This is a genomic window from Arthrobacter sp. Rue61a, assembly GCF_000294695.2.
In the GTDB taxonomy this organism is placed as follows: domain Bacteria; phylum Actinomycetota; class Actinomycetes; order Actinomycetales; family Micrococcaceae; genus Arthrobacter; species Arthrobacter aurescens_A.
This window is the reverse complement of sequence record NC_018531.1, coordinates 868,334-880,430: the sequence shown is the minus strand read 5'-3', so window position 1 is coordinate 880,430 and position 12,097 is coordinate 868,334. Positions and strand designations below refer to the sequence as shown.

Genomic DNA, 12,097 nt, shown 5'->3' with positions numbered 1-12,097 from the left:
AGTCGGAGCGGCTTGAGTATCGGCGTCGAGTTTCCCTTGGACAACGACTTTGCCCGGCAAGGCCGGGCAAAGTCCTCCACTCAGTTCGGCATTCCGGACCTGACCCACCATCGACGCCGGGCCGAACTGGCGGATCAGTTGGGCTTCAGGGCCCTCTGGCTTCGCGACGTCCCCCTTTGGGTTCCGGCTTTTGGTGACGCCGGCCAGGTGTTTGATCCGTTCCCCTATCTCGGGTATCTGGCCGGGGTAACAGATTCGATTCTGTTGGGAACGGCCGCAGTGGTCCTGCCGCTGCGGCATCCACTGCACGTGGCCAAGATGGCTGCCTCCATCGATCAGTTGTCTGGAGGCCGCCTTATACTCGGGGTTGCTTCGGGCGACCGGCCCATCGAATATCCAGCGTTCGACGCCGATTTCGAGTCCCGCGGGGAGCGGTTCCGTTCGTCAGTGGACACCATCCGGACGGTGTGGCGGGACAGTTCGGATCCCGAAGATACCGTGAAGGTTCTGCCGCCGCCGGCCCAGAACCCAATCCCGCTGGTGGCAGTGGGACGCGCCCAACAAACCACTGACTGGATCGCCTCCACCATGGATGGCTACATGACCTACCACCGGCCCGGGGGGCTCATGAAACCAGTTGTGAACCGATGGAACCATGCAGTCCCGGACGGGCAGGGCAAGCCCTTGTTGACAACCATGCTCGTCGACCTGGCCGAGGATCCCGGGGCGCCGCCCGAGCCGATCCGCTTCGGCGCCCGCTTAGGGCGCAATTCCCTTGTCCGCTACCTCGGAGAGCTGGAAGAGTCCGGCGTTGGCCATGTGGCATTGAACTTCCGGCCCAGCACGCGCCCCATTGAAGACGCCCTGGAAGAAGTGGCGAAACATGTCCTTCCAGCCTTCTCCTAAGGGAAGATCGAGTCGACATATCCGCCGTCGACCCTCAAGGCGCCTCCCGTGGTGGCAGAGGCCTGGGGCGAACTGAGGTAGACCACCATGTTGGCAATCTCCAGCGGGTCGATAAGCCGCCTGATCAGGGAGGCAGAACGCTCCGTAGACATGAATTTGCCCTCCGCCTCCTCCCACGGCATATCCGGGCCGAACTTCTCCCGGATGAAGCGGACTGCACCATCGGTCCTGGTTGGCCCGGCAATTACAGAGTTGACCGTGACGCCAGAGCCTGCGGCAACCTTGGCGTAGCCCCTGGCCGCAGCTACCAAGGCGGTCTTGGAAACGCCATAGTGCAGCATGTCGTGGGGGACGGCAATGGCCGCATCACTGGCAAGGTAAAGAACCCTTCCCCAATTTTGCTGAAGCATGGCTGGCAGGAGGGCCCGCGTCAGTCGAACAGCGGAGAGCAGGTTGACGTCGAGGTACTCCTGCCAGTCCTCGTCCGTAATGTCCAAGGCATCCTTCGACTCGTAGATACCGAGATTGTTGACCAGGATGTCCACCTGCCCTGCCTCGCTGACGAGTTCCGCAACCCCCCGCTTGGTGCCGAGGTCCGCCGCGACGGTCCTGGGCTTGCGCACATCAGCGAGTGCGGAAATGTCGGCAGCCGCACTGTCCAGTGAATCCTGGCTGCGACCACTGAGCACCACTGTTGCTCCCGACTTTGTCAGCTCCTTGGCAATGGCCAAGCCTATGCCTTGGGAAGAGCCAGTAACCAATGCTGTCTTACCGCTGAGATCAATCTTCATGGTGAACGAAATCCCTTCGAAACGACTGACGAGTAAAGTACTCTATTTTCTATGCTACGGACAAACTGTCTGCATTGCGATAATTATGCCCGGCGGTTTCTTGACTTTGCGGCGCTTGGCTCGATGAAAGATGGAGTAGGACATGGATCAGAATCGATTCTTGGGAAAAACAGTCATGGTGACCGGGGCGGGGTCCGGGTTGGGCGCCGCCGTCTTCAAGAGGTTCCTCCTCGAAGGAGCAAACGTCATCGGAGTGGACCTTAGCGAAGATTCGATGGCACGGTTCCGTGACCGGAACTCCGTGTTGTCCGGCCAGATAACGCTCAAGGTCGCCGACGTGGGTGATCCCGATGCCATCGAGGCAATCATCAATGAAAGCGTGGAAGAACTAGGGGCGCTGGATGTCTTGGTTAACAACGCGGGAATCGCTCCGACCGGCCCCGCAGCAACTACATCGAACGAGCTGTGGCGGTCCGTCATGAAGGTCAACGTTGACGGTTTGTTCTACGCAACACGGGCGGCGCTTCCCCACCTGATCCAGTCCCAAGGCAACATCGTCAATACGGCAAGCGTCTCGGGCATCGGCGCGGATTACAACTACGCCGCCTACGACGCCTCGAAGGGTGCCGTCATCAACTTCACGCGCAGCGTTGCGGTGGACTACGCCCAACGGGGTGTGCGCTGCAATGCTGTGGCCCCCGGACCGGTCCTCACGCCCCTGCTGCAGAAGAACCTCGACTCCACCGCGGGGTTGAAGGAGGCTTTCGGACGCTCCATCCCCTTGGGCCGCATAGCGGCACCCGAGGAAATAGCACCGGCCTTTACCTTCCTGGCCTCGTCCGATGCCTCGTATATCAACGGACACATCCTTGCGGCGGATGGTGGTGTGACGGCCTGGAACGGCCAGCCCAATCCCAACGACCTTTAGAAGCGTTGCCGGCCCCCGGAATCGCCTGGTTTCTCCGGGACGGTTCCGGGCGGCCCGGAAGCAGGCCTCCCAGCCCGTTGGGTGAGCGAACGAAAGCTCCCTGCACAATTCGCGCAGGGAGCTTCGCCGGTTAAGTGGGTGCATCAGGTCCGTTTGAGAGGGAGATTGCCGCGGTCGCTGATCACCGCCAGCACAATGACCACTCCAATCACCACAGGCTGGAGATTCGGGGACACGTTCAGGAGCGTGAGCCCGTTATTGAGTACTCCGATGATGAGCAGCCCTATGAACGTACTGAACATCGAACCAACACCGCCCGACAGGCTGGCCCCGCCGATGACTACCGCCGCGATCACGCTCAGGAGATCTGAAGCACTGCCCGCGGTTGGCTGCGCTGAATCCAGCCGGGCTCCCACCGCCAGTCCCGCCAAGGCGGCCAGGAAGCCGGCAATGACATAGACGCGCGCTTGGGCAAGCCTCACGCTGATGCCCGAAAGGCGGGCAACCTCTTCATTGCCACCAATGGCATACAGCTGCCTTCCGGAGGGCCTATACCGCAACCAAAGCGCTGCGAGGACAAAGACCAGCAGCATCAGGTACACCTGCAGTGGTATTCCGAGCATGCGAGTCCGCGACAGGCCGAGGAACCAATCAGGGAAGCCGATAACAGGGTTTCCGTTGGTGATGTACAAAGCAAGCCCAGCCCCGGCGAACATGGTTGCCAGCGTGGCGATAAATGGCTGGACGTGCCCGAACGTCACCAAGAGTCCGTTCACCAGGCCAATGAAAGCCCCCAAAAGGAGCCCGCAAACCATGGCGAGCCAAAACGGCAAGCCAATTTCCTTGTAAAGGAACGCGGTGGCCATGAACGACAATGCCATGGTGGAGCCCACGGAAAGGTCAATACCACCGAGGATGATGACCAAGGCAGCGCCTACTGCCATCATCCCAATGTACGAAACCTGGCTAAGGACGTTGATGAGGTTGTTAGGCGTCAGGAAGTAGGGCGAGAGCAGTGACATTGCAATGCAGATGACCACAAGCCCTACCACTGGCCCCGGAATATTTTTGGCGAGCTGTTTGATTCTCGTTTGCACTGACTCCTGGCCAATACCTGAGGCGAGATTCGCCCGGGCTCCTGGCTCGACTTTGGGGCCGACGGTGTTTGTAGAGGGCACAGTCTTATCTTTCTTTTGTGAAGGTTGTGGGTGCGCTAGGGCACTGAGAGTTCCATGACCCGGTCCGGGAGGGCTTCCTCGCGGTTGAGGATTCCGCGCTGCTGCCCTCCCGCCATGACGAGTACACGGTGCGAGAGGCCGAGAACCTCTTCGAGTTCGGAAGAGACAACAATGATGGCCACCCCGGAAGCGGCCAGCTTGCGGACAATTTCATAGATGGCGGCTTTTGCACCAACATCCACTCCACGCGTGGGCTCGTCGAGGATGAGGACCTTTGGTTTCCGGACCAGCCACTTCGCCAACAGGACTTTCTGCTGGTTTCCTCCAGAGAGAAAAAGGACAGGAATGTCCAGGTTCCCTCGGATATCCAACTCCTGGGCCTGCTCTCGCTCGACGCGCTTCACTGTCCTGTTGGAGACGAATCCGCTGGGGGTCAGCGTTTTTTCCCACGGCAGGACCATGTTCTCTCCTCCGCTCCTGCCCAAGTTCAGTCCTTGGCCTTTGCGGTCCTCAGGAACCATGAAAATGCCTTGTCGAATGGCACTGGCAACGTTGCTGATCTTCACGGGCTTGCCGTCCACCGCGATGGTGCCCGCGTCGGCACGATCGGCACCGGCAAGGGTCCTGACAACTTCGGTGCGGCCTGCTCCTACAAGGCCGGACAGCCCAAGGATCTCCCCCTTGCGCACAGAGAAAGAGATATCGCTGAAGACTCCCTGACGAGCCAGGTTCTTGACCTCCAACACGACATCCGGCTCAGCCGGCTTCGGAGCTTCGTGCGCGTAAACGAACTCGCGGCCCACCATGGCGCGGATCATCTGGTCCTTGCTGACTTCGCCCGTCTCCCATGCCATAGCTCTGTGCCCATCACGGAGGCAAAGAATTTCGTCAGCAATAGCCGAAATTTCATCCAGGCGATGGCTGATGTAAATGACGCCCGCACCCCGGTCACGAAGTACCCGGATTTGATCGAGGACCTTCTCCGTTTCCTCCTGTCCCAAAGAAGCTGATGGTTCGTCGAAGATCACGTAGGACGGATCCCGCAGGATGGCTTTTGCGATCTCTATTTCCTGCTGCGCCGCCATGGAGAGTCCGGCAACTGCCCGACGCGGGTTGATCTTGGCTCCCAAAACGGCCAAGGCTGCCTCGGCTTGCTCAGCCATGGAAGTCGTGTCCACGCGGCCCCGTTTTTTCGGCCACCGCCCCAGAAACATGTTTTCGGCAACGCTTAGCCGCGGGACCATCTTGATTTCCTGGTGAATAATGGCCACCCCGCTGTTTAGCGCAGAAGCCGGGCCTGTAGGGGCGTAGGGAAGCCCATTCAGGAACATCTCTCCGGCATCTGGAGACTTGATGCCTGCCAGTATGGAGCTCAGGGTGGATTTACCTGCGCCATTTTCCCCGATGAATCCAAGAACCGTGCCTGCTCTCAGGGTGATGTCCACTCCATGCAGCACAGTGTTGCCGCCGTACTGTTTGGTGAGGCCAATGCCCTTGAGGGCGTTGGGCTCCTCGGTCAGCGATCCTCCGTTGAGAGGGGCCGGTCCCGTGCTCAGGATTGACATGATTTCCTTCTTAGTTTGGTGGAGTCCGGCCTGCCCGAGCTCCGGGCAGGCCGGACTTCTGCTATTTCGCGGGGCCGTAGTATCCGGCGGAACGGGCCTCTTCGAGGTTTTCCTTAGTGACCAGGACGGTGGGCTGCAACTGTTCCTTCTGAATGGACCCGGCCTCGCCGCTCATGGCTTTGATGGCAGTGCGGACGGCAAGCTCGCCCATTTGATACGGTTCCTGCGACATCGTGGCCAAAACCTGTCCGGACTCGATGGCGTCGTAAACCTGTGGGAAACCGTCCACGCTGACGATCTTGAGGTTGGAGCGGCCGGCTTGGGCTGCGGCCTTGGCAGCACCGAGGGCCATTCCATCGTTTTGCGCGAAGATTGCCTGCAGCTCCGGGTTGGCAGTCAGCACGTCCTGCGCCACGTTATAGGCCTTGTTCTCGTCCCAGTCAGCGTTGGTAGTGGAGACCACCTTGATGTCCGGGTTCTTCTCCAAAATGCTTCCGCATCCCTTGGAACGCTCAATTTCCGTAGAAGACCCGAGAACACCCTTAATGATGGCGAGGTTACCCTTGCCGCCCATCTGCTTGGCCAGGTAGTCACACAACTCGGTGGACGCCTTAACGCTGTCGCTGCCAATGAACGTGGTCACATCGCCTTGAGGGCGCTGGTCGATGGCAATGACGGGGATATTGGCGCCCTTCGCCTCCGCCACTCCCGCTGCGCCGGCTGTTGCATCCTGCATGGCAAAGATGACTGCCCCGACTTGCTGTGTCACCAGGTTCTGCACCTGGTTGACCTGCTGCGACGAATTGCCATTCGCATTGAGGACCACGAGCTCGTAGCCCTCGTCAGCAGCGGCCTTCTTCATGCCGTCAACAGCTGCGACATAAAAGAGGGAATGAAATTCAGGCATCGAAACACCGATTGTCTTCTTGCCCGTCCCGCCTGCATTGGCGGCGTTGTCCGCGCTGCAACCAGTCAGAGCCAAAGCGGCTGTGGCAAGCATTGCCAAGGCGACGCCCAGGGGGCGGCGGGAACGCGGCTTCCTCTGCTGTCCAAGGTGGACTGGTTCTGTTTGGGTTGCGCGGCTTGATTCGTTCATCACGATGGGCCTTACCTCTCTGTAAGAAAATCTCGAACGGTGATGAGGGTTGGGGAGTGTGGCTCTTCGCAGTGTGGGTTGGTAGCGGGGTTTACCGCGGTGCCGGCGACTATGCCGGGAACCTGCGAAGTTATTTCCAGTCTGTGAGGACCGTCACGATAAGTCCAAGTCAAAGTTTCTTCGGACCTGATAACCCTGGGTTATCGACCCCGGGGCTAGAGAGGCTCACCAAGCGGTGAACCCTCCATCCACCACGAGGTCCGCGCCCGTGCAAAAGCTGGCGGCAGGAGACAGGAGAAACAGTGCTGGCCCTGCCATTTCGAACGGATCCGCGGGGCGCCCCAGCGGTGTGTTGCGGGTTACGGCCTCATCCAGAATGCTCGCCACTTCGGCGCGATCGTTCATAGGCGTTCGCGTAAAACCGGGAGAGATGGAGTTGACGCGTATGCCGTACTGCGCCCATTCGGTAGCCAGCGATTTCGACAGGTGCGCAACAGCGGCTTTGGAACTGTTGTAGTGCGACTGCAGCATCTCTCGATGGGAAACAATTCCGGAGATGGAAGCCAAATTGACGATTGCACCCCCTCCGTTCTCCCGCATAGCCCGCGCTTGCGCCTGGCAGCTAAGGAAGACCCCGGTGACATTCACTCGAAAGACGCGCTCGAACTGCTCAGCAGTCATATCCTCCGCTGGAACCGCATGGGCTATTCCCGCGGAATTCACTGCTGTAGTCAGGGGCCCCAATGAGCCCTCTGCCCGTCGCACGGCAGCCTCCATCTGCTCAGCGCTGGTCACGTCGGCCGCAATAAACTCAGCACTTCTTCCCTCTGCTTCGATTGCTTTTAGAGTTGCCGAAGCATCACTGGAAGGCAGGTCAACCAATGCCACATGACTGCCCATTTCGGCTAACGCTATGGCTATGGCACTACCTATGCCGGACGCCCCACCGGTCACCATCGCCACGCCGTCGTCGAGCCTGAACGAGAGTTTGCTCATCTCAACGTCCTCCTGCGTCGGCGATTGCCAACGGTTGGCAGGCAGAGGGCTGCTTGGGTAGCAGCGGAAGCGACGGTCTGGAGGTGGACTGGGCAGGCCTGTAGTGCGCAGGGCCTCCCAGCGTGGCTGCGATGCGGTCCAAGGCCCGCCGTGATGCATGGACCTGCGAAGACCTGACATCTTTGACGCCGTCCACCTGCATCAGGCGGGACCGGACGAGGCCGGCGAACGTCACCGAAATAGCAGGGCATGAGTGGCAGGCATTGTGGAAGTCAACGGTGACCACACCGTCGTCAACAGCTGCGATTGTCAGGTCGCCGGAGTGGCCCTTAAGCAGGGGCCGAATATAGGACAGTGCCTCTTGAAGGTCCTCTTCCAAAGGGCCCGCGTTCTGGGTGGTCGTCACAGCAACCCCAGTTCCTTCTTCTTGACCTCAAGATCGATCCCAAGTCCCCGGGCGAAGTTCAGGCCAAAGACCTGCTCTTTGATCTCAGGGGTCAGCTCCGGGTAGCCATATTTGTCCTGGAGTTCCTCAGGCATCTCAAGGTTGGCCCACGTGTCGATGTACGTCTGCATGTGAGGCCACAAGAACCCCTCTGATCCGTAGCAGAGCTTGTCCGCTCCGACGAACAGCAGAGTCTGGCCGAGGCGGTGCAGCATGGGATAGGGCTGGAGGTAGTACTGGTTATGCCACAGCGGAAGCATCAGGTAGATGTTGGGGAAGCGGGACGCGATGCTAACCAGTTCATCAACGTAAGGATCGCCGAGGTGGTGGATGCCGAAGTTCAATTCCGGGAAATCATAGGCTGCCATTTGGATATCGTTGGGACGGAACGCTTCCACTGGCTGCATGCCCAAGGGGTATCCCTTGTGAAACTGAACCATCTTGATTCCGAGCTCAATGGCTTTTTCCCACAGCGGGTAGGCGATCTCCTTGTCGTCTGCCCGCCAATGGTGGTTCTCGTCGTGGTATTGGTAGAACTTGAAGCTGACCGCTCCCCATTCCTTGACCTGCCGCTCCATCTCTTCCAACGCGAAGTCCAGGCCCTGCCACACTGGATCAACCCCGCCGGTGAAGTAGAACCGGGAAGGGTTCGAAGCAGCCAGCTGATAGTTCAATTCTGCCGGGCCCAAAGAGTTCTGCCACTGCCCGAAAAGCGGCACGGTGCACACCATTGCAATATCGGTGTCGGACTCTTCAAAAAGCGTCTTGTTGGCCCAGTCAACGTCCACTGGATCATAGAAGTCCGGCTTGTCGGCGGGGCCCTTGGTTGCCATGAGCCTGTTGAACTGTCCCTGGTTGGTGCGGTGGGCCCGGACCTGCCGGCCGTCCCCGCCGGGCCGTACCTGCCGATCGGTGAAGTCCTGCGTGTGAACCACGCAGTCGAAGACGAACATACCGTTTTTCATCGTTTTTCCTCCAAGGATTGATGCAGAGCTTGCAGCAATGGCGGCACTCGGCACTCGGGCGGTTGAACTGCGGACGCCAAGCCGCTTTGCATGATCTGACGCCTCCAGCTTGTGGCGTGGCGCACAGGAAAGTCCAAGAGCTATTTCCAGCCGCTCACATAACCTATGCTTATAGCGTGACTTTGAGGCAGATGGAGTATCTACTGGTAGTGGCCGAGGAGGGATCCTTCACGCGCGCCGCTGAAATCCTTCGCGTTTCCCAGCCGGGACTCAGTCAACAGATCCGTGCGCTTGAGCGTGCAGCAGGTGGGGAGCTCATAGAGCGAACTACGGGAACTGTGCGCCTGACCCCCGCCGGGCGGGCTTATGCCGAGCACGCCCGGATCGCGTTGAAGGCAGCCGAAGATGCGCGGAAGGCCGCCCGCGAGGTCCTCAGCGGAGAAGCGGGGGAACTGGTGATCGCCACCGTACTTTCCATCGCCGCCGGAATCCTTCCCCCGTCCCTGCTCCGTTGGCACACGGACAATCCCAAAATCCCGGTCACACTGTTGGAATACGCCCACAGGAGAACGCTGGAAGAGTCCGTGGCATCCGGTGCCGGCGATCTCGCCGTAGGGCCCACTCCCAAGCAGTGGGGTGGACCCGTCATCGATCTCGGACATGAAATTTTCGTGCTGTACCTGGCTCCGGATGACCCTATCCTGAAGAAAGTCCAGCCCTACGAAGGCGAGGTGCCCAAGGGTGCGCCGCAGTCGCGGGGAGTCCTTCCAGTGAGCGCACTCCATGCGCATTCGTGGATCACTTTCGAGGGCAACCATGGACTGGGCGAGTTCATCCGTGAATACATGCAATCCGCCAATGTGACTCCGGACTTCGTGTTCCACACAGGTCAAATAGACAGCGCTGTGAAACTGGCCGGTGCAGGGGCCGGGGTTGCCCTGCTCCCGGCAAATGCCCTGCCAATGGACGGTCCTGGTGTCGCTGTGGAGCCTTTTCCGGCGTTGACCCGCGATCTGGCTGTGTACAGCCGCACCAAGCTCTCACCCACGGCCAAAAGATACGTGGAACTTCTACAGAAACTTCCCGCCGTTCTTGAGCCTCCCGAAAGCCATCGCCGCAGGCAAAGCCACGATCAGCCATAACAAAAGCTCATGGCGGCCAAAACGGAGTTCTATTAGAGGCCCGGCATTTACCATGAAACGATGTTGGCGGGCGTACAGTGCGGGATCCGAAGCGTCTGGTAGACGTTCAGCCGAAAGGAACAAGAATGTCTGTACTCGTCACCGGCTCAACCGGATACGTCGGACTGGCCATTGCGTTGCGGCTCAAAGCGGCGGGCCACGAAACATTCGGGCTAACCGACACCGTGACAGGGACGAAAGTCTTGGAGTCCAGGGGCATAACTCCGATTCTGGCCACGCTTGAAGACGGAGAAACTATCCGGAACGTCACCCAGCTGGTTGATGCGGTGGTGGACGTCTCCGGTCACTTGCCAGCTGCCAAACTATTCCTTGCCACGTTGGAGGGGACCGGCAAACGATACATCCGAAACAGCACCGCCAGGGTGTACGTGGACGCCTCGCTCGGTTCACTAAGCAGGATTGTCCACAAAGAGGGAAAGGCCGTATCTCCCATTCGCGGACTGGCTGAAATTCTCGAAACGGATGCCCAGGTCCAGCAGGCTTCCGAAAGAGGCATTCACACCACCGTCTTACGTCCTTCCATTCCCTACGGAGAGGCCAGCGGGCCGGTGATCGGTGGGCTGATCAAGCGCGCCATCACCGCAGGGCGAAGCCTCTACGTTGGTCTTGGCGCCAACAGGCAATCACACGTGTACCTTGCGGATCTCGCGGAGTCATTTGCCTTGGCTATAGAGAAGGCGCCCTCAGGGAGTTTGTACAACATTGCTGCCGGCGAATCTTCCCTCGCTGACATTGCCCAGGACATCGCCGCAATTCTGGGGTACCCGGACGCACAGTCATGCACCATGGACGCTGCCTACGAGGCGTACGGCGTGAAATTCGTCGACGGCGTCCTGGCCGGCAACTGCCGTGTCGATGCAACCAAGGCCAGAATCGAGCTTGGATGGCAGCCCAAAGGTCCCGGCCTGCAGGACGAACTCCGCGAGGGATCATACGCCCTGATGTGGTCCTGAAATCCAGGCCAGCCGCCCAAAAGCGGCGAACCAAAGCCATAAGCAGCGCTTTGGTCCGGCATTGCATTCTGGTCTTGGACGCCCCGCCCGCCTTCGTGGAACCATTGAGACAAGCCCCATTCGAGGGCTTCAGGATTCTCCAACTCCCACTAACGCAAGAACTCACAGCCGATCCCTGACCCTCGAACCCGAGACCCGCCGCCACTTGGCAGCTAGGCTCGGTGTCCTCTGCGAACATCTGATTTGCACGAACAGAGGAAGGCAATTGGACCCATGAACAGAACATTCAGTGGCAAAACTGTCCTCATTACAGGTGCGAGCCAAGGAATCGGGCTCGCGGCCGCCGAACATTTCCTCAAGGAAGGAGCGAACGTTGTTGGAGTCAGCCGCGAACCTGCGGACATGGCAAGCACAACCAGCACGAATGCCGACCATTTCCTCCATATCTCCGCGGACCTATCCCTTCCCGGCACCCCTGGGACCGCAGTGCGGCAGGCCTTGCAACGCTTTGGCGGGATCGACGTCCTGGTCAACAACGCCGGGGCTGTAGCCGTCCGGAAGGGCTTCCTGGATGCCACCGATGAAATGTGGGAATCCACTATGGAGCTCAACTTCATGGGCTACGTGAGGATGAGCCGGGAGGTTCTTCCCCACATGCTTGAAGCCGGTTCCGGATCCATCATCCACGTTGGATCGGAAGCAGGACGAACCCCGTTGGTGGACGCTCCGGATTACAGCGTTTCAAAGGCAGCAATTTTGTCCTTGTCCAAGCTCCTGTCGCGGGAATTCGGGCCAAAAGGAATCCGGTCCAACGTTGTAGCTCCGGCGCATATCTACACACCAATGTGGGATCGGCCCGGAGGTTTCCTTGACTCCCAAGCCCGCAAATTCGATGTGCCACGGGAAGAAGCAATCCAGGCCTTCGTGGAAGATTCAGGACTCCCGGTAGGGAGACTGGGGACAGCCGACGACGTCGCACCGGTGATCCTCTTCCTCGCCTCACCGGCCGCAGGCTTTATCACCGGGGCCGAATACACCGTCAACGGAGGCGTCACGACGTTCGTGTGATCCT

The 12,097-nt window shown here is 59.5% G+C and carries 12 protein-coding genes; 5 read left to right on the top strand and 7 right to left on the bottom strand.

Going from position 1 to position 12,097, the window contains the following annotated elements:
• Positions 1 to 12: 12 nt before the first annotated feature.
• Positions 13 to 906, top strand: coding sequence for an LLM class oxidoreductase (locus ARUE_RS04200; RefSeq protein WP_286140257.1), 894 nt, complete (start codon positions 13 to 15; stop codon positions 904 to 906).
• Here the strand turns inward: ARUE_RS04200 and ARUE_RS04195 are convergent.
• Complete coding sequence (locus ARUE_RS04195) at positions 903 to 1,697, bottom strand: SDR family NAD(P)-dependent oxidoreductase (protein WP_011773620.1); 795 nt, start codon at positions 1,695 to 1,697, stop codon at positions 903 to 905. The two genes, ARUE_RS04200 and ARUE_RS04195, sit on opposite strands and share 4 nt — an antisense overlap.
• A 142-nt stretch (positions 1,698 to 1,839) precedes the next feature.
• Between ARUE_RS04195 and budC the strand changes: the two genes are divergently transcribed.
• The gene (gene budC, locus ARUE_RS04190; protein WP_011773619.1) at positions 1,840 to 2,625 is read left to right on the top strand and encodes a meso-2,3-butanediol dehydrogenase; all 786 of its coding nucleotides are present in this window, start codon (positions 1,840 to 1,842) and stop codon (positions 2,623 to 2,625) included.
• A gap of 143 nt (positions 2,626 to 2,768) precedes the next feature.
• Here the strand turns inward: budC and ARUE_RS04185 are convergent, their stop codons facing one another.
• The 6 genes from ARUE_RS04185 to ARUE_RS04160 all read right to left on the bottom strand — a co-directional run bounded on the left by ARUE_RS04185 (position 2,769) and on the right by ARUE_RS04160 (position 8,870).
• Positions 2,769 to 3,803: an ABC transporter permease gene (locus tag ARUE_RS04185; protein ID WP_014920829.1), complete on the bottom strand. Its 1,035-nt coding sequence runs from the start codon at positions 3,801 to 3,803 to the stop codon at positions 2,769 to 2,771.
• A 35-nt stretch (positions 3,804 to 3,838) separates the two neighbouring features.
• A complete protein-coding gene (locus ARUE_RS04180) occupies positions 3,839 to 5,368 on the bottom strand; it encodes a sugar ABC transporter ATP-binding protein (RefSeq protein WP_011773617.1) in 1,530 nt (509 codons plus the stop codon).
• A 61-nt stretch (positions 5,369 to 5,429) separates the two neighbouring features.
• The gene (locus tag ARUE_RS04175; protein WP_014920828.1) at positions 5,430 to 6,464 is read right to left on the bottom strand and encodes a substrate-binding domain-containing protein; all 1,035 of its coding nucleotides are present in this window, start codon (positions 6,462 to 6,464) and stop codon (positions 5,430 to 5,432) included.
• Positions 6,465 to 6,689: 225 nt separating this feature from the next.
• A complete protein-coding gene (locus tag ARUE_RS04170; protein ID WP_011773615.1) occupies positions 6,690 to 7,460 on the bottom strand; it encodes an SDR family oxidoreductase in 771 nt (256 codons plus the stop codon).
• Between the two features lies 1 nt (position 7,461).
• Positions 7,462 to 7,866 (bottom strand): NifU family protein, encoded by a 405-nt coding sequence (locus ARUE_RS04165; protein ID WP_014920827.1) that lies wholly within the window; start codon positions 7,864 to 7,866, stop codon positions 7,462 to 7,464.
• Complete coding sequence (locus ARUE_RS04160; RefSeq protein ID WP_011773613.1) at positions 7,863 to 8,870, bottom strand: amidohydrolase family protein; 1,008 nt, start codon at positions 8,868 to 8,870, stop codon at positions 7,863 to 7,865. Before ARUE_RS04160 ends, ARUE_RS04165 begins: the two co-directional genes overlap by 4 nt.
• A 176-nt stretch (positions 8,871 to 9,046) precedes the next feature.
• Here ARUE_RS04160 and ARUE_RS04155 point away from each other — a divergent pair, with 176 nt between their 5' ends.
• The 3 genes from ARUE_RS04155 to ARUE_RS04145 all read left to right on the top strand — a co-directional run bounded on the left by ARUE_RS04155 (position 9,047) and on the right by ARUE_RS04145 (position 12,093).
• Positions 9,047 to 10,012, top strand: a complete 966-nt coding sequence (locus ARUE_RS04155; protein WP_286140256.1) for a LysR family transcriptional regulator — start codon at positions 9,047 to 9,049, stop codon at positions 10,010 to 10,012.
• Positions 10,013 to 10,137: 125 nt separating this feature from the next.
• Positions 10,138 to 11,025, top strand: coding sequence for an NAD-dependent epimerase/dehydratase family protein (locus ARUE_RS04150; protein WP_011773611.1), 888 nt, complete (start codon positions 10,138 to 10,140; stop codon positions 11,023 to 11,025).
• A 273-nt stretch (positions 11,026 to 11,298) separates the two neighbouring features.
• Positions 11,299 to 12,093 carry an SDR family NAD(P)-dependent oxidoreductase gene (locus tag ARUE_RS04145; RefSeq protein WP_011773610.1) on the top strand — a complete coding sequence of 265 codons (795 nt, stop codon included), beginning with the start codon at positions 11,299 to 11,301 and terminating at the stop codon, positions 12,091 to 12,093.
• Positions 12,094 to 12,097 lie beyond the last annotated feature (4 nt).

Bases quoted from the DNA above. Each gene is read 5' to 3' on its own strand.
- ARUE_RS04195 (WP_011773620.1), bottom strand. From the start codon at position 1,697: ATGAAGATTGATCTCAGCGGTAAGACAGCATTGGTTACTGGCTCTTCC.
- budC (WP_011773619.1), top strand. From the start codon at position 1,840: ATGGATCAGAATCGATTCTTGGGAAAAACAGTCATGGTGACCGGGGCG.
- ARUE_RS04180 (WP_011773617.1), bottom strand. From the start codon at position 5,368: ATGTCAATCCTGAGCACGGGACCGGCCCCTCTCAACGGAGGATCGCTG.
- ARUE_RS04175 (WP_014920828.1), bottom strand. From the start codon at position 6,464: ATGAACGAATCAAGCCGCGCAACCCAAACAGAACCAGTCCACCTTGGA.
- ARUE_RS04170 (WP_011773615.1), bottom strand. From the start codon at position 7,460: ATGAGCAAACTCTCGTTCAGGCTCGACGACGGCGTGGCGATGGTGACC.
- ARUE_RS04160 (WP_011773613.1), bottom strand. From the start codon at position 8,870: ATGAAAAACGGTATGTTCGTCTTCGACTGCGTGGTTCACACGCAGGAC.
- ARUE_RS04150 (WP_011773611.1), top strand. From the start codon at position 10,138: ATGTCTGTACTCGTCACCGGCTCAACCGGATACGTCGGACTGGCCATT.
- ARUE_RS04145 (WP_011773610.1), top strand. From the start codon at position 11,299: ATGAACAGAACATTCAGTGGCAAAACTGTCCTCATTACAGGTGCGAGC.